The 17,989-nt window shown below is 40.7% G+C and carries 12 protein-coding genes and 3 pseudogenes; 10 read left to right on the top strand and 5 right to left on the bottom strand.

Annotation, left to right across the window (positions count from 1 at the left end; genetic code table 11):
• The first annotated feature begins 202 nt into the window (after nt 1–202).
• The 3 genes and pseudogenes from K7H21_RS21005 to K7H21_RS21015 all read left to right on the top strand — a co-directional run bounded on the left by K7H21_RS21005 (nt 203) and on the right by K7H21_RS21015 (nt 3,403).
• A pseudogene (locus K7H21_RS21005) lies at nt 203–1,646 on the top strand (IS1182 family transposase).
• A 269-nt stretch (nt 1,647–1,915) separates the two neighbouring features.
• On the top strand, nt 1,916–2,131 hold the full coding sequence (locus K7H21_RS21010) for a helix-turn-helix transcriptional regulator (RefSeq protein WP_223035324.1): 216 nt from the start codon (nt 1,916–1,918) through the stop codon (nt 2,129–2,131).
• A 110-nt stretch (nt 2,132–2,241) separates the two neighbouring features.
• A pseudogene (locus K7H21_RS21015) lies at nt 2,242–3,403 on the top strand (IS3 family transposase).
• Nucleotides 3,404–3,565: 162 nt separating this feature from the next.
• Here the strand turns inward: K7H21_RS21015 and K7H21_RS21020 are convergent.
• From K7H21_RS21020 to K7H21_RS21040, 5 genes are all read right to left on the bottom strand, one after another.
• Nucleotides 3,566–5,533: an alpha-amylase family glycosyl hydrolase gene (locus K7H21_RS21020; protein ID WP_142983370.1), complete on the bottom strand. Its 1,968-nt coding sequence runs from the start codon at nt 5,531–5,533 to the stop codon at nt 3,566–3,568.
• Nucleotides 5,534–5,776: 243 nt separating this feature from the next.
• On the bottom strand, nt 5,777–6,907 hold the full coding sequence (locus K7H21_RS21025; RefSeq protein ID WP_223035325.1) for an ABC transporter ATP-binding protein: 1,131 nt from the start codon (nt 6,905–6,907) through the stop codon (nt 5,777–5,779).
• Nucleotides 6,908–7,014: 107 nt separating this feature from the next.
• Entirely contained in the window at nt 7,015–7,494 is a 480-nt protein-coding gene (locus tag K7H21_RS21030; protein ID WP_004136080.1) for an early set domain-containing protein, read from the bottom strand.
• A 92-nt stretch (nt 7,495–7,586) separates the two neighbouring features.
• Nucleotides 7,587–8,594: a UDP-3-O-(3-hydroxymyristoyl)glucosamine N-acyltransferase gene (locus K7H21_RS21035; RefSeq protein WP_142983368.1), complete on the bottom strand. Its 1,008-nt coding sequence runs from the start codon at nt 8,592–8,594 to the stop codon at nt 7,587–7,589.
• Nucleotides 8,595–8,614: 20 nt separating this feature from the next.
• On the bottom strand, nt 8,615–9,655 hold the full coding sequence (locus tag K7H21_RS21040; RefSeq protein ID WP_070596162.1) for a porin: 1,041 nt from the start codon (nt 9,653–9,655) through the stop codon (nt 8,615–8,617).
• 419 nt (nt 9,656–10,074) lie between these two features.
• On the opposite strand from K7H21_RS21040, the gene K7H21_RS21045 reads away from it, so the two are divergent.
• The 7 genes and pseudogenes from K7H21_RS21045 to K7H21_RS21075 form a co-directional block, all read left to right on the top strand.
• A complete protein-coding gene (locus tag K7H21_RS21045; RefSeq protein ID WP_131930470.1) occupies nt 10,075–11,304 on the top strand; it encodes a sugar ABC transporter substrate-binding protein in 1,230 nt (409 codons plus the stop codon).
• A gap of 2 nt (nt 11,305–11,306) precedes the next feature.
• Nucleotides 11,307–12,590, top strand: a complete 1,284-nt coding sequence (locus K7H21_RS21050) for a carbohydrate ABC transporter permease (protein ID WP_223035326.1) — start codon at nt 11,307–11,309, stop codon at nt 12,588–12,590.
• On the top strand, nt 12,591–13,424 hold the full coding sequence (locus K7H21_RS21055; RefSeq protein WP_142983366.1) for a sugar ABC transporter permease: 834 nt from the start codon (nt 12,591–12,593) through the stop codon (nt 13,422–13,424).
• A 14-nt stretch (nt 13,425–13,438) separates the two neighbouring features.
• A complete protein-coding gene (locus K7H21_RS21060) occupies nt 13,439–15,235 on the top strand; it encodes a glycoside hydrolase family 13 protein (protein ID WP_142983365.1) in 1,797 nt (598 codons plus the stop codon).
• Nucleotides 15,232–16,137 carry an ROK family protein gene (locus K7H21_RS21065; RefSeq protein ID WP_142983364.1) on the top strand — a complete coding sequence of 302 codons (906 nt, stop codon included), beginning with the start codon at nt 15,232–15,234 and terminating at the stop codon, nt 16,135–16,137. The genes K7H21_RS21060 and K7H21_RS21065 overlap by 4 nt, the downstream gene beginning before the upstream one ends.
• A 48-nt stretch (nt 16,138–16,185) precedes the next feature.
• Nucleotides 16,186–16,992, top strand: a complete 807-nt coding sequence (locus K7H21_RS21070; protein ID WP_131930465.1) for a TrmB family transcriptional regulator — start codon at nt 16,186–16,188, stop codon at nt 16,990–16,992.
• 409 nt (nt 16,993–17,401) lie between these two features.
• A pseudogene (locus K7H21_RS21075) lies at nt 17,402–17,946 on the top strand (Tn3 family transposase); the annotation flags it as partial.
• Between the last annotated feature and the right edge of the window lie 43 nt (nt 17,947–17,989).

Here is a 17,989-nt window from a genome sequence, read left to right on the forward strand (position 1 = left end):
TTACCCTCTGCCTGCAGACGAGACCGGTTTTGCACGTAAAAGTACCAAATTCTGCTCCTCGCTCAGGCTGTGTGAAAACTCCTGATCACTTCTTGGTCTAAGCGATGGTTTCATATGATCAACCATTCTTGATAAACCCATGCGACGAACTGACTTTTTCATTAAAATTAGAAATATACGAATGAATACTGCGGATACCGACATGGCCAATCACATTCAAGGACAAGGCAGGCACCAGGTGACATTACTCCCTGATGCACTGGATGATTTTGTCACTGAAGATAACCCCGTCAGAGTCGTTGATATCTTTGTTGATGGACTAAAGCTCGATTCTCTTGGTTTCAGAAGAGTTGATGCAAAGCGAACCGGACGACCCGGATATCACCCTGCAACCCTACTGAAGTTGTACATTTACGGATATCTCAACCGAATTCAGTCCTCCCGCAGACTGGAAAAAGAGGCCCATCGGAACGTTGAACTGATGTGGTTACTTGAACGATTAACGCCTGATTTTAAAACCATTGCAGACTTCAGAAAAGATAACGGTGAAGGTATCAGGAATGCCTGTAGGGCCTTTATTGGCCTGTGCCGGCAAATGCAAATGTTCACTGATGTCGTTGTTGCCATCGACGGCAGCAAATTTAAAGCAGTAAACAGCAAACCCAACAACTTCACATCTCAGAAAGCCAAAGACCATATTGAGCGCGTTGAGCAAAGTATTACTTATTATTTAAACAAGCTGGATGAAGCCGACAAGAATACTGAGCCAGATGCAAACACAAAGTTAACTGCCACTAAACTGGCCTGGCTAAAAAAGCGTTTACGTGAGCTTCAGGAGATCCAACAAGCAGTCGCACAACAGCCAGATAAACAACTCTCTTTAACCGACCCTGACTCCCGGTTGATGAAAACAAATAATATGAATCGGCAAGTTTGCTACAACGTTCAGACAGCTGTGGATACGAAGAACCACTTGATTGTTGCGCATAAAGTTACCAACACAACAGATAATGGGCAACTTGGTTCAGTAGCAACACTGGCTCAGAAAGCTGTTGGCCGGAAGGACATAACAGTACTTGCCGACAAAGGGTATTACAGTCGCAGCGATATTAAAACAGTTTCTGGATAGCGGAGCCGTGGCGTTAGTGCCAAAAGGAGATACCTCTGGTGCTGAACGTAAGGGGCTCTATAATCGCTCAATATTCAGATATAACAGGGAAAAAGATGTTTATGTATGCCCAATGGGCAATGAGCTTCAGAATCGATTTATCTCAATAGAGGACGGACTGGAGCAACATTTATACTTTAACAATATTGCCTGTCGCGATTGCAGCCAGCGCTCCAGGTGCACTACATCGAAACGCGATCCAAGGCGTATACGGCGTTGGGTTCATGAAGCTGAAATGGAAGAAATGCATGCGAGGCTTGAGTCATTTCCTCAGGCGGTAGTCATGCGAAAGCAAACGGTAGAACATCCGTTTGGGACAATTAAAATGTGGATGGGTGCAACGCACTTCCTGATGCGGAAATTTAAAAATGTCAGTACGGAAATAAGTCTACATATATTGGCTTATAACCTGAAAAGGATGATATCGATATGGGGTACTACAGGATTGATATTTCAGCTTCAGGAACAATACGGCTAACGGTTCCGGCCGTTTTATCCTCCAGAAACAAATATTAGGCTCTTTCCCGCAATAAAAATCTCTGAAACACCCGAATAAAATCACAGATTAACTCGTCAACTTAAACAGCATTCTCAAAACACAGATGAGAAATATTTTTTGGCTACTCAAAGCTATGAGTTTTCACACAGCCTGCGCTCACAGCGGACCTTTAGTGCAGGTAATTTATCCGCTTCAGCCAAGAGTGGACGTTGGGGGGCCAGAGATTCTCTAAAAATTGATGGTTCATTTTGCAGGGATTCTTACATACAGACCTCACAAAAGATCGCCTCGTTAATATAGCCTTTATTACTGCTTACACTGGATTAACAGACAAATGGTTTTATAAGCTCATCAAAGACGGTGAATTCCCGAAGTCAATTAAATTGGGTCGGAGCTCCCGCTGGGCTGAAAGCGAAGTAAAGACATGGTTAAAACAACGTATCGAGGCTTCGAGAGGACATTAGTCATGTCTGCTTATCATACTTCCGGCATTAACCAAAGTGCTCAATTGATCCTACCCAGCAATAATGGACACGCGACTAAGTGAGTAAACTCTCAACCAGAGGTAGCTCACATGACAAAACCAGCATCAATTACCAAAAAGATCCGCAAGCAGCACACGCCCGAATTCCGTCAGGAAGCCCCTAAACTGGCTGAACGCATTGGTGTGGCCGCTGCTGCCCGCGAGCTCAGCCTGTATGAATCAAAGCTCTACAACTGGCGCAGTAAACAGCAGTAACAGCTCTCATCTTCTGACCGTGAAATGAACTCGCCGCTGAAAATGCTCGTCTCAAACGCCAGTTGGCTGAACGAGATGAAGAGCTGGCCATTCTCCAAAAGGCCGCGACATACTTCGCGAAGCGCCTGAAATGAAGTATGTCTTCATCGAAAAACATCAGTCTGAGTTCAGTATCAAAACTATGTGCCGCGTCCTCCGGGTGGCCCGCAGCGGCTGGTATGTGTGGCACCATCGACGCACGAAGATAAACTCACGTCAGAAGTTCCGCCTGAGTTGCGACAACGTCGTGCATGAGGTTTTTCATCGGGCAAAACTCCGCTACGGTGCACCACGTCTGACTGATGAACTGCGTGCTCAGGGCTACCGTTTCAACGTGAAAACCGTGGCAGCCAGCCTGCATCGACAGGGACTGAGGGCGAAAACCTCACGGAAGTTCAGTCCTGTCAGTTACCGCGAACATGGTCTGCCAGTGTCGGAGAATCTGCTGAAGCAGAATTTTTACGCTTATGGTCCAAACCAGAAATGGTCAGGTGACATCACTTATTTACGTACTGACGAAGGCTGGTTGTATCTGGCTGTCGTCATCGATCTATGGTCGCGTGCCGTTATCGGCTGGTCAATGTCATCACGGATGACGGCACAACTGGCCTGCGATGCGCTAAAAATGGCGTTGTGGCGGCGTAAGCACCCAACCGATGTCATCGTCCATACTGATCGTGGCGGGCAGTACTGCTCAGCGGATTACCAAGCGCTACTGAAGCGGTATAATCTGCGTGGCAGCATGAGTGCAAAGGGCTGCTGTTACGATAATGCTTGTGCGGAAAGCTTCTTCCACTCACTGAAAATCGAATGTATCCATGGAGAACGTTTTATCAGTCGGGAGATAATGCGAACGACAGTATTTAATTATATCGAGTGCGATTACAATCGGTGGCGCAGTCACAGTGTCTGTGGCGGTCTCAGTCCGGAACAATTTGAAAACCAGAACCTCGCTTAGGGCCGTGTCCACATTACGTGGGTAGGATCAGTCCGCTTACAGCAAAAATATGTAGTCACATCAGCCTATGTTGAAAATTTGTAAGAGTATTAGTCAAAAATAATTATGGCCGGAGTACGAATAGTGGACCATCGATTGAAACGCTGGTCCACTAAATTTTAATTAAAACGAGCCGTTCGTTGTTTGTGTGTCATTGCTATTGAACTGGTTATTTGCACCAGACTGCCACTCAACATTAGCCGTCGGATTGGTTTCATTACGTTTCACACACTTCCATTCAACATTTAAGTCAGGGGCAAGCTCTAAGCTCGCACTCCATTGTGGATATTGTGTCGGTGATATTTTTACCGCTTTAGTTAAGTCCCAACCACCTAACTGAGGTATATTACCAACAATATAAACACTTTGACCTGAAATCGTATAACCGTTATTACATGTGAAGTTTATGCTTTGTACTGTAGGGTTCTCCGCATCATCTGATTGTGAGCGAATGACAACAGCTTCATTTTGCATAAGTGTTAGTGTTGCCTGTTTATTTGCTACTGAAACACTATTATTCCCAATCAAACTCGGATATACCCCATTAGGAATCGCTATATTTTTAACATTAATTGTGTTAGCCTCACCACGATTAAGTGCAACAATAACAATATCGTTCCCAGAACGCCGCTCAAATACTAATATGTCATCATTAACCCATAGTTCAGTATAAGTTCCATTTTGAATTGCCGGGCTACTTTTCCTTAGGTCACCCAGTGTTTTAATAATGGAGAAAGCCTCACTTTCCGTATCAAATCCTGGCATTTTCTCTCGGTTGTAAGGATCACTGCCAACTTGACCAAAACTGTTAGAGGTAAAGTTAGCGGCATAATGTTCAGTACCATAATAAATGGCAGGAATACCACGTACAGTCATTGTCGCAACCAGACCGAGGTCTATACGTTTCTGAGCAAAAGCTTCACTCTGACTTCCACCGGTTTCATTATTTCCAGGACCAAAAGTAGTGGCGTTTGAACGCAGAGCAGTACCAATGCGTGCCATATCATGGTTATCCATAAAAACAACCTGCCAGTCATCACTGGTAAAGACTGTTTGTCTTTTTATCAGATAATTATTTAACGTTTTCATTGTATTTCCGCTACGTCCTACCAAAACTCTTTCTAAAGTATCGCGGAATCCAAAATCCAGCAACGCTGACCCGGAAGTGTTGGCGTAATCGATAGCATTACCATCAACACCTGTTGTAGTATTCGCACTGGCACCAAACCATTCACCGAAGAAAAAAAATCCTTCCCGGCCGATAGACTTACTGTAATCATAAATATCGCTGGTCCATTTCTGTATAAAAGACTTGTCCATATGCTTGATGGCATCAATCCTGATAGCATCCACACCAGCATCGATCCAAAATTTAGAACCATCCAACAAGTACTGGTAAACATCAGTATTGGATTGATTGAGGTCTGATAGATTAAATAGATTATGATTCTTCACTTGGAAAAAATCATTCCAGTTCGTTACCCCACCATTGTGATGATACCAGCCCGTATTGGCGGCAACATCTGTAGGATAATCAGTAATAAACACACCATCACGATATAGTGCACCAAATTCATTTTCATCATTAGCATTCGAATGATTAGGGGCATAATCAAGAACCAGTTTCATATTATAATCAGGACTATGCATCAAACTAGTCAGTTCTTTGAAATCATCGAGATTGCCAAAATGTTCATCTATACGAAAATAATCTCTTCCCCAATAGCCATGATATCCAGTATTGCCAGCAGCATCAGTATTATTCACATTATCGATTGGGGGAGTAATCCAGATTGAAGTAACACCAAGTGATTTTAAATAGGGTAGTTTATTAATCAACCCCCGGAGATCTCCTCCAGTATATTTTTTTAAATTATTGGGATCGTAGGTTGCAGAATTAAACCCTGCATTATTACTTGGATCTCCATCGCTGAAACGATCAAGGAATAGAAAATATATCGTCTCCTTACGAAAATCAAGATAAGTTTCATCTGGTTCAGCAGCAATCGCCTGCATGCTACAAAAAAAAGTATTTAATGCAATCGAAATGGCAATAGCAACCGAGGTATTAAAAAAACGGTTTCTTTTCATTATCTAGTCCTAATAAAGTTAGTGAAAACATTAGTTTTACTTTATATTAACTCCACTTAAATTGAAAAATAACTACAACTACAACTACAACTACAACTACAACTACAAATACAACGCGAGATGAAAATAATCGAAGCGTCAATAAAAGCGACTTCATAAGGATCGTGAATTCAGGAACCACTACACACGTATATTTTTGCAGTGCAGTGGTAATATATTGTGATGAGGTGAGCTAAGAAAAAATTACACTCTTACATTTGTCAGATTGTTCTCATTATAGAAATCAAAAACATGACAAAAGGCAGTATTAAGATTAAATCTTAAAGTTTTCCCTATATGAAATGGATTAATGTCTTGTGTATTAACTCTGGCAATAAGTTCCTTCCCACCAACGATAAAATATAAAAATTTTTCGCTCCCCATATTTTCAACCACCGTTAAAACTCCCTCAAAGGTATTAAGGTCATCATCATCGCTAGCAAGAGAGATATGCTCTGGTCTAATACCAAAACACACAGGCTTATTAATATAACCTTCAAGCAACACTTGCTTACTATGTGGAATTAATATTTCAACGCCAGGAGCAATTTCAACATACAACCTTTCATTATTCTTACGGATAGCAGTATCTATCAAATTAATTGATGGTGAACCGATAAAACTGGCAACGAACTTATTATTAGGATAATTATAAAGATCAGTAGGTGTATCAACCTGCATGATATTCCCATGGTTAAGAACACAAATGCGATCTCCTAGAGTTAACGCTTCAGTCTGATCGTGAGTAACATAAATCATTGTAGCAGGATGCCCCTCCTCTTTCAGAGAACGATGTAGTTGGGCAATTTTCATTCGCATCGATACCCTGAGCTTGGCATCAAGGTTTGATAAAGGCTCATCGAATAAAAAAACATCAGGTTTACGTACAATCGCCCGGCCAACAGCGACACGCTGGCGCTGTCCGCCTGACATTTCTTTCGGCTTACGATAAAGCAGTTCGGTAATTGCAAGTTTTTCGGCCGCGTCTTCAACCCGGCGTTTAATCTCATCCTTAGGTCGTTTCTGCATTTTGAGACCAAAAGCCATGTTGTCGAAAACGGTTTTATGCGGATAAAGTGCATAGTTTTGGAAAACCATGGCAATACCACGGTCTTTGGGCGGAAGGTCATTAACCTTTTTATTTCCGATATAAATTTCGCCTCCGCTAATATCTTCAAGACCGGCAATCATTCTCAAAGTTGTTGATTTCGCACAACCGGAAGGCCCGACAAAAACCATAAATTCACCGTCATGGATTTCGAGATCGATACCATGGACAGCCTTAAAGCCATTTTCATATCTTTTTTCAATTTTCCGCAAACTAACCGTTGCCATGATTTACCCCATAAGAAGAAAGACATCTGTGGCTAACAAGACTATACTTACCATCGTCCAAATATTAGCCACGACGTATGTTTACTATTCTGCTTGAAACAGCTTAATTATTTACATTGTGCAACGGCAACCTGAAGTGGCTTTTTATCTTCAGCAATTTTGACCGTCCAGACGTAGCGGCCAGCAACTGGTAACGTTACTGCTGTATTTTTTGCAAAACCTGCTCGTTTCAGATCCTTAACTTGTCCAACTGTTAACTCCAGACCCGCTGCAGTGAATTGCGGATTCCAGCTCATCGTAGCGAACTGAACGCTAAGATTACCGGCTTTTTCATCTATAACTAACTGATATATACCATTGCCTTTATAGAGCATTTTACGGTTTTCTTGCTGAATCCATTGTCCTTCCGGAAAGGTACCAACAACATATAAAGAAGGCCGAATCGGTCCACGCTCGTCAACGGAAGGCAGAGCACAATTATAGAAAGGATTATCAGCGGAACCCTGTGCGTTAACTGAGGTACTAAAAACAGCAGAGGCATAAAGCATAGTGAATACGGCAGCAATAATTAAATTTAAACGTTTCATAACAAATACCATCCTTCAAAAATTTAGTGGACAATGACGAAAAACGTCAGTGACTAAGTACTGGCACGATAAAATTCTATTCTCTTCAAAATTTAGGAGTTTAAAAAATTAAAAAAACGATCCCTCCATTTGTCCGATATAGATCGATTTTTTTTAAAATGATGATTTTTTGTTAAAATGTTAAGAACGGCAATGTTTTTGTAATAAGCACGGGTATCTTTTGCCGGGTAACCAAATAAGTCGCTATTCTCAGGGAAGGAGTGACTTACACCTGATTTTGCCTTGATAATAGAATGGCTACCAATCGCTATATGACCGGAGGTCCCAACCTGTCCCTGTACGATAACATGGTCACCAAGAGTTGTATGACCGGCAAACCCAGCCTGTGATACTATTAAGCAGTTTTCACCAATATGACAGTCATGTCCAATCTGAATCTGATTATCTATTTTAGTTCCCCGACCAATCGTCGTGTTACCTAATGTTCCACGATCTATTGTATTGTTGCTCCCGATCTCTACATCATCGTAAATAATGACTCGCCCCACACTTTCTACTCGTTGATACTTACCATTTCTTGAAGCCATATACTCAAAACTGTAGTTACCAATCGAATTGTTTGAGTCGATAGTTACATTATTTCCGATGATAGTTCCTTCTTTAATAACAGTGTTGCAGTGGATAGCAACATTATCCCCAATAATAACCCCATTCATGATCTTCACACCAGGCATAAAAATGCAGCCATCACCAATTTGACAATGTTTTCCAATATAAACATCTGAGAGTGCCGACGTATTCCCTTGATCACTGAGATGAAACCTTTTTACTTTATAAGAACGAAGAAAAAGATTAAGGCGCTCAACATCCAAATGTGAGATAACAATATGTGCCTTCGCTGGGCTATCCAGTATTTCATCAGGTCCTATCAGCACGTCAGCATGTGAGCCAGATAAGAATTGCAAGTCTTGTTTGGCGAAAACAATAGCCAGGCCGCCGACATCAGGACTGCGAATTGGCCGGATAAAGTTAACCCGAATTGCTCCATCACCGGTATAGCTCCCGGATAACAGAGTGGCGATTTCCATAACACTGAACATAAACGCCCCTTACGTTAAGACTAAAAGCGATATAGTGCCTGAGCATAGAAGGTATGTTGTGTTAACTCGCTCTTATTTCTAGCTTCCCATCCTGATAATCGACTTTTTTTCTCAACTTCATTAGCATACTCGTACTCAGCTTTGGCTACCCAACTTTCACCTATTGATTGTTCATAACCAACGGTAGCTTTTCTAATGTCTTTGAAGTAGTTAATGCCAGCATTACCGCCACCACTACGATCAGTATTTTTAGTTTCATTTTTCCCGACACGTACCCGCGTGTACAGCGTGCCGGCATCATCAAAGCTATATTGAACAATAGGCTCTATATATCTTTCATTAAAATCACTTTTCTCATTAATGGTTCCATCTGGTTGCTTCTCATCATTAGTTTTAATTTGGTAATAGAATTCAACACCGACCTCCCAGTTACCAAAACGCTTGTAGGGTTTAAACAATGCACTATATCCCTGCTCTTGCCTTTTCCCCCATGCATTGCGATCTTCTTTACTCAAAAGGTATTCAAGATTAGAATAGAATCCCATATTATAATCATTATTCCAGTAGGTTAAATATGGTCTAATGCTGTGCTCGGCAAGGTTTTTACGTAGACCACTAACATACGGAGAATAAACTTTACTTCTTGTATATTCTAGCTCATAAATTAAACCAGTAGCCCAACCGTTACCAAGATCATGACCTTTATTCAATGAAAAAAGCTGCTTAATACCATCTTCATTCTCATAATAACCAGGCTCCTTTTGCTCTCTATTTTCTATTTTAAAAGAGTAAAAACCCATAAAATTCCATTGTGGATTGTTATAAAAAAAGTTGAAAACCTCATTGGTAATCGTCTTCTCCTTTTTATCCGTGTTATTGAAACCACGTGTTACCTTATCTTCATATTCGACAGAAGTCCCTACATGGCCACCAAACGAAAAAAAACTTTCATCAAAAGCGACGTCTTCAGGTTTGTACCCACGCTGATCGCTGGCTGCAAATGAATGTACGGGCGCTGTGAGAGCAAGAGCAATAGAGGCAGAGAGTAATTTTTTTTTCATAGTACTTCCTTATTCAGCTATCACAACATCGGAAGAGAATGCTGAGGGATAGCGTTAAATTTTATCATGATTAGTAGTTCCTCATGGACGCCTATTAAATTTCTCTCATTTAATTTTTTTTTCCTCATGGCAATAACGTAAACGAGATTCAAGTCACTAATCTTTCGATAAAATTGTGACCAAAAGCACGTTTTATGTTTTTTTTAAATTCAGGATATCATTTTTAGCCTACTTTTTGCTGCCAATAAGGGACTGGATTCATACCTAAAAAATGGAGAATAGAATCACAAAAATTGTTCAAACATCTGCTGTTTTTTGACAAACATCACAAATAAACCTGTCTGGGTAGACCGCATGTTGACATAAAAAAGGACGCATGCATCATAGTGGTACACTACGTACTACTAATATGGATAACTATGAAAATAAAATTGCTGGACGCTGTTCTGCTCTTCGGTCTGACGGCCCTTGTTCCCGCAGCTTGGGGAGAGAGTATTGCACCTGAAAAACAAGCAAATCTTCTAATATGGACGGATATTTCTACGCTAGATTATATGAAATATGCTGCTGAAAACTTTAATAAAACATATAACAGCCAGGTAAGATTTACGTTTAGGGGATTGGCGCCAATAGATACCGCCTCGCGAATGATACAGGATGGTGGATCCACGCGCGTTGCTGACGTTGCCGAAATCGAGCACGATCTTTTAGGCCGACTGGTTGTTGCCGGTGGCGTAATGGAAAATCTGATCTCGGCAGAACGGATAAATAAAAAATTTATGTCTAATGCAATAAATGCTTCACGCTATGAAGGAAATAATTATGGTTTTCCAGTAAGTTATGCAACCGTCGCATTATTTTATAACAAGGATATCCTTCGGTTGCCGCCAGATAAATTTGAAGAGTTGATCCAGCTAAGTGCTGAATTTAATAATGTTAAGGAAAATAAATATACCTTGTTATGGGATGTACAAAACTATTATGAATCAAGAATGTTTCTAACCCTGTATGGTGCTTACGAATTTGGTCAGGAAGGGACAAACGTCAAGGACCTAGGAATCAACTCCGAATTAGCCCAAAAAGGGCTTGCAGCGATGAAACGACTTAAAACTGCAAACCCATCTAATCCGGTAGATATGCGTAATCCACAGGTACGTCGAGGCTTATTTTCTGAAGGCAAAGTAGCTGCCATCATCGACGGTCCATGGGCAATCCAGGGATATAACAACAGTAAAATTAATTTTGGCGTTGTTCCCATACCTACTCTTGAAGGAAAACAGCCACGTTCGTTTTCTACGGTTCGCCTGGCGGTCGTCTCTTCTTATAGTAAATCGCCTAAGGCGGCACAACTTTTCGCTGACTATCTCTCATCTGATGAAATGTTAATGAAACGCTATGAGATGACAGAATCTATACCTCCGGTACCGAATCTGATGAACAAAATCCTACCAACTGCAAATGAAGCGACGAGCGCAATTATTAAACAAGGGCTTCACTCTGATGCCATGCCATCTATTCCGGAAATGGGTTATTTATGGTCCCCACTGGCAAATGCGATTACCGATATGTGGATCAATGACCAAACGCCAAAAGCAGCACTTGACCGTGCTCGTAATATCATTGATGAGCAAATTAAATTTCAGGAGTAACTATGTTATTGTCTGAGGGAAAAAGCATGCGTATATTTCCGGCATCTTTTCTTATTATGGGCGCTACGCAGCTCATTTCTGGTCATTGGATAAAAGGCTCCGTTTTTTTATTATTCCAGATTGTAGTTATTAGCAACATCAATTTATTACTCAACGCAACGCAGGGACTCATCACTTTAGGCACCGTGGCCCAAACACGTAATGGGTTTGATATTGTAGCTGGTGACAATTCAATTTTTATGTTGGTTGAAGGTGTTGTTGCATTCATTTTTTTATTTTTTTCAACTTTTGTTTATTGTTTAAATATTAAGGATGCACAGGTATGTGAAAAGTGCCACCAGAGCTTTACGGAACAGCTACGAACGATTTACGATAATCGCTTTGCTACTATCATGTTGGCTCCGGCATTTATTGCCTGCATTGCCTTTATTATTATGCCGATGATCATCACCGTTTTGGTATCACTAACAAACTACTCGGCTCCTCATCATATCCCACCTAAAAATCTTGTTGATTGGGTCGGATTGAAGAATTTCATTACCCTCTTTGAGCTTCGGATCTGGTCTAAAACGTTCGTTGGTATTGGTGTGTGGACTGTGCTATGGGCTTTTTTTGCAACTCTATGCACTTGTAGCTTTGGATTTCTGTTAGCCCTCGCGTTAGAAAACAAAAAAATTATAGCGAAGAAAGCCTGGCGAGTCGTATTCATCTTACCCTATGCGATCCCGGCGTTCGTTACCCTGCTTATTTTCCGTCTGCTTCTGAATGGAATTGGTCCAGTAAATAGTACATTAAATAGCTGGGGTATTGATTCAATTGGTTTTCTTTCCGATCCATTAATAGCTAAAATGACTGTAATTGCGGTAAGTGTATGGGTTGGCGCTCCCTACTTTATGCTGCTAATCACCGGAGCAATGACCAATATTCCCCGTGACCTATACGAAGCAAGTGAGGTGGATGGTGCTAGTAAATTCCAACAGTTCCGTGAAATCACGTTACCGATGGTTCTGCACCAGGTCGCCCCTTCATTAGTTATGACCTTTGCACATAATTTCAATAACTTTGGTGCAATATACCTGCTAACAGAAGGTGGGCCGATAAACCCGGAATATCGCTTTGCCGGACATACTGATATTTTGATTACGTGGATCTATAAATTAACCCTTGATTTTCAGCAATATCAAATTGCTTCTGTCATCTCAATCATTATTTTCCTGTTCTTATCGATATTTGCGATCTGGCAATTTAGGCGAATGAAATCATTCAAAGAAGATGTGGGGATGTAAATGAGAAACATTATTAGCAAGATAATGACGATTATAGTCTATATTTTCTTATTATTAAATGCACTTGTTGTCCTTGGGCCAGTAATATGGACAGTTATGTCATCGCTAAAGCCTGGGAACAATCTTTTTAGTTCTGGTTTTACTGAAATATCATTTACATTAGAACATTACCATAATCTACTTACGGGAACGCCTTATTTAAAATGGTACAAAAACACCTTTATACTCGCAACCTGTAACATGCTTATTTCTTTGGTAGTAGTAACAATAACGGCATTTATTTTTTCAAGATATCGTTTCAAAGCCAAAAAAAACATACTCATGAGCATTTTAGTGTTACAGATGTTCCCGGCATTTCTTTCCATGACCGCAATTTATATCTTATTGTCAAAGATGAATCTAATTGATACATACATTGGTTTGCTATTAGTCTACGTGACTGGTTCCCTACCTTTTATGACATGGCTGGTTAAAGGTTATTTTGATGCAATCCCTACGTCATTGGATGAAGCAGCAAAAATTGATGGTGCAGGGCATCTAACTATATTTATTGAAATTATATTACCGCTTGCTAAACCTATTCTCGTATTTGTGGCATTGGTTTCATTCACCGGCCCATGGATGGACTTTATTTTACCAACTCTAATTTTACGCAGTGAAGATAAAATGACTCTGGCAATTGGTATCTTTAGCTGGATATCCTCCAACTCAGCTGAAAACTTTACGCTATTTGCTGCTGGTGCATTATTAGTTGCTGTACCAATAACGTTACTTTTCATTGTTACACAGAAACATATTACTACCGGACTGGTTAGCGGTGCGGTAAAAGAATAAGATCAGGATAATATATGATTACAATTAGTTCATTAAGCCACTCCGCAAAGAGTGCCGATAGCTACGCTTATAATAAAGAAACCCTACATATTAGATTTCGCACAGTCAAAGGCGAGGTCGCGAAAGTCTCTCTGTGGATCGGCGATCCCTATCAATGGGAGGAAGGTGGCCTAGATGGTGGAAACCTTGGCGGCAGCGACGCGCATGGATGGAGCGGCGGCAACGAAGTTCACATGGAAAAAGAGGGACAAAGCGAGAGCTATGACCACTGGTTTGCCGCATTTACTCCGTGCAAACGACGTAGCCGCTATGGTTTTATATTATACGGAAATAGCGGGGAAAAATTATTATTTGGTGAACGACGCTGTGTTGATATAAGTAAACCACCTGTAGCAGAGACAGAACTGAGTAACTTGTCCAACTTTTTTTGCTTCCCTTATATCAATCCAGGTGATGTACTTTCTACGCCAGAATGGGTTAAAAAAACAATATGGTATCAGATCTTTCCTGAACGATTTTGCAATGGCGATCCATCGATATCGCCAGAAAACGTACAACCGTGGGGAACGCCTCCAGATTCAAAAAACTTTATGGGCGGTGATTTGCAGGGCATTATTAACAAACTTGATTATTTGCAAGATCTTGGCGTTAACGGTTTATACCTTTGCCCCATATTTACGGCTAACGCTAGCCATAAATATGATACCGTAGATTATTTTAACGTTGATCCCCATTTCGGTGGCAACGATCGGTTTAAAGAATTGGTGAAAAAAGCTCACCAACGAGGAATGACGGTCATGCTGGATGCAGTGTTTAATCATATTGGTAATCAATCACCATTATGGTTAGATGTTGTAAAAAATGGTGATAAATCACCTTACGCAGACTGGTTCTGGATTAAAAAATTCCCGGTATACCCATCTGGTGATAAAAATGAGTGGGATTTCCGTAATTTCAATTACGAAACCTTTGGTAATGTTATTGAAATGCCTAAACTTAATACTGAAAACCCCGCTTGTCGTGATTATCTGCTGCAGGTGGCGAGATATTGGATTGAAGAATTTGATATTGATGGCTGGCGCCTTGATGTTGCCAATGAAGTCGACCACGAATTTTGGCGAGCTTTCCGTAGAACGGTAAAAAGCATAAAACCTGATTGTTATATTCTCGGTGAAATTTGGCATGAAGGCATGCCATGGCTGCGCGGAGACCAGTTTGACTCCTTGATGAACTATCCTCTAATGCAAGCAACTACTGACTATTTCGCTTTACAAGCATATGACAAAAAAACATTTATAGATATTGTTACCAATGCCTATCTTTGCTATCCACGTAACGTTAATGAAGTTATGTTTAATCTTCTTGAAAGCCATGATACTTCACGTTTATTAAGTCTGTGTGGTAATGATAAACGTAAAGCCCGGTTAGCCTATCTCTTTATGTTTAGTCAGGTGGGTTCTCCTTGTATTTATTACGGTAGCGAAGTTGGTATGAATGGCAGCAGAGCAATGGGATCGGAAGATAATCGTAAATGTATGATATGGGATGAACAAAAGCAGGATTTAGAGTTTAAGTCATTTATTAAAGATCTTATTCTATGGAGGAAAAAACATTCCGAATGGAATGATCCTAAGATACACTGGAATAATGTCGATCATCCGGCAGTTGTCTCTTTTAGCAGAGGAGAAGTACATTTCCTCCTTAATAATAGTGATGAATCTTTAGCTATTAATTATCAGGGCAGAACACTATCTCTGACACCTTTTGGGTTTTATATTATCGGCCTGGACCATAAGGACATCATATCATGAAACTCGGTATCTCACTTGCGATTGACTGGATACGTGGCGTGTTAATAGACGATGGTGAAGTTTGTTATCGTACTCAGGTATTAACACCAATAGACTGCCAGCAAAGTGTAGATACCGTATTACATATGATTTTTAGTATCCAGCGGACCTATGGAAATATTGACTTTGTCGGTATCAGCATTATGCAAAGCAACGTGTCCCGCTGGGGGCCGTTAGATAGAATAACCAATTTTTTCGAAATGGCTATAGATAAGAAGACTGGTATTCATTGCCAGTCTTTCGGCCCAGCACTTGTTGTCTTACAAAACCTAGATACGTCCTTATTATCAGGGCTACAAGGTAATATTATGAGTATTGTCGTTGATTTTGGCTGTGAACTTTGTGTAGTCGATAAATACAACGATGATAGCGTATTTGACCATGCAATAAATGTTTCCTGGGCTCATCTCCCATTGAAAAATTATCAGCCACTCATTGATGGTATATCTCCGGTTTGCGAATGCTGCGGGATAGGATGCGTTCATCAATTCATTTCGACATCCGGGATCGAAAGACAGTATTTTCAGTTCTCTCTTCAGCGGAAGAGTGCCTTAGAAATAATTCAGGGAGTTGATGGCAGTGATGCATGGGCGCAAAAAGTCTACCGAATGTGGATGGATCAACTCGCCAGAGCCTTACTTGAACCAATAACGGTTTTTAAACCTAGATTGTTAGTGCTCAGTGGATTAGCAACAATACACTCAGACTTTCCGTTAAGTCTAAAAAGTGTATTAAGCCGACACTGTCCAAATAATTATCTACCAGAAATAATTCGCTTAAATTATGAAGAATATCGTTTTGCCTATGATGCGGCGATGGCTAATAAGGAAAAGACGCAATACACCTCTACCCTTGCGTTGTAAGTAATGATAAACTAACAGACGGGCTATGTTGCATGTGAGGTTATGTTAATGAACGAACTGGTAAAAACACTTATGGGTTTTGGCTTTACAAAGACAGATGCCAATGTATACATCAACTTGCTAAAAAACGGTCGTTCTAGCGGCTATAAGATAGCAAAAGAAATATCATTATCACGTTCTAGCGTCTACTCATCAATTGATAGTCTATATAAAAATGGCTTCATTTTTATGGCCGATGGAAATACTAAAGAGTATCAAGCAAAATCTCCCGAGCTTATTTTCAGCAAAATAGAAAAGCAAACCATTGAAAACATTAATGTATTAAAAAAAGAACTCTCACGTATGATGCTACAGGAAGAGAAAGAGTTCATATATAACGTCTCTGGTTTTGATAATTCACTACAAAAAGCCAGAGAAATGCTCGAACTGGCTCAAATCGAGGTTTACCTGAACACTGACTTCCATCTTGAACTCATTGCTCAAGAACTCATTAATGCCGTTGAGCGCGGTGTTCGGATTATCGTGTTCTCATTTAACCGACTCGCGCTACCACATGAATCTATCGAATTGTACTCACGATTTGAAATAGATGAAAAGATTTATCCATCACATCGCTTCATGCTAGTGATTGATATGAAAAATGCTCTAATGCTTTCCCATCGGGAAGAAACACATGGCTTATATACCAATAACAAATTACTAGTTAAAATCATGGCTGAACATATTCATAGTGATATTTACCTAACTGAATACGAAAAAATGGCACCGGAAAAAAAATGCCGGATATTAACCGTTCATGAGCTTGAAAATGATATGGTCAATGATGAACTATCGATATCATCAAAAAAAATGTAAGAATATGATGCAGTATATTTATATCCTGCGAGTATTGATTACAACTGGTTTATTGGCTACGTTCTGGTGACAGGCCTGCCAACTAAGTTGATGAACTCCTGCAGTGGACGTTGGCTTTTCCGATAAATAACTAGCAATATGACACCCACTAAAGGCTTACGATTGCCTTCAAGTTAAGCAATACTGTATAAGCTAGGGGACTATGTAGCTTACTTATCCGGCAAAGATAGGCACTCATGAGATTGAATTATGAATACCGTTGAAGACTTCAACCAGATTTATACTGATGCAGGATGTAACCTTGAGCAAACATTAGCTGATATTACAAGGCTTCATGTCGAGAATTAAGATAGCAAAAATCAGCTTAATGCGATGTCTGCGCAACTCCAGATTCTGCAGGTGTAGTGGCGAAGACCTTATCACCCGTGAAAAAAGCAATCTCGAGCATATCGTCGCCACGCTCGAGATGAAGGAAATGACTCAGGGAACGCTGATCCGTAAATTGTGCACATATACAACGGCGTATCCGACAAGACAGGCGGTATTTGAATATGACCGGCTGGTACGCAACATCTATACGCTAAGATATTTGCGTGATCCGCAGCTGGAACGCAACATCCGGCGTTCCCTGAACTGGATTGAATCTTATCACCAGCTACGTGCCACTATCGCTAAAGTCGGTGGAAAGAAAGAGTTAACAGGGAAAAATGACATTGAAGCAGACATCAGTAATCGGTGCGGGCGGCTGATTTCCAACGAAATCGTTTATTACATCTCAGCGATCCTGTCACGATTGCAGGATGGTCCGGAAGCCGAAAACAGTGACAAGGGTATTGAGGCACTAACCCGGATATTACCGGTGGCTTGGGCGCACATTTTGTTGAACTGACATTATACCTTCAGAGCAGTCGTGAAATTATTGGCTTGGATGCATTGCTCGCCAGTTCAAAATAGCAGTATTCTAAATCGTTTTTGACAGGAGCCAGTCTCAAAATGA

The sequence above is a fragment of the Klebsiella sp. CTHL.F3a genome (genome assembly GCF_019890895.1).
GTDB classification, from domain to species: Bacteria; Pseudomonadota; Gammaproteobacteria; order Enterobacterales; family Enterobacteriaceae; genus Klebsiella; species Klebsiella grimontii.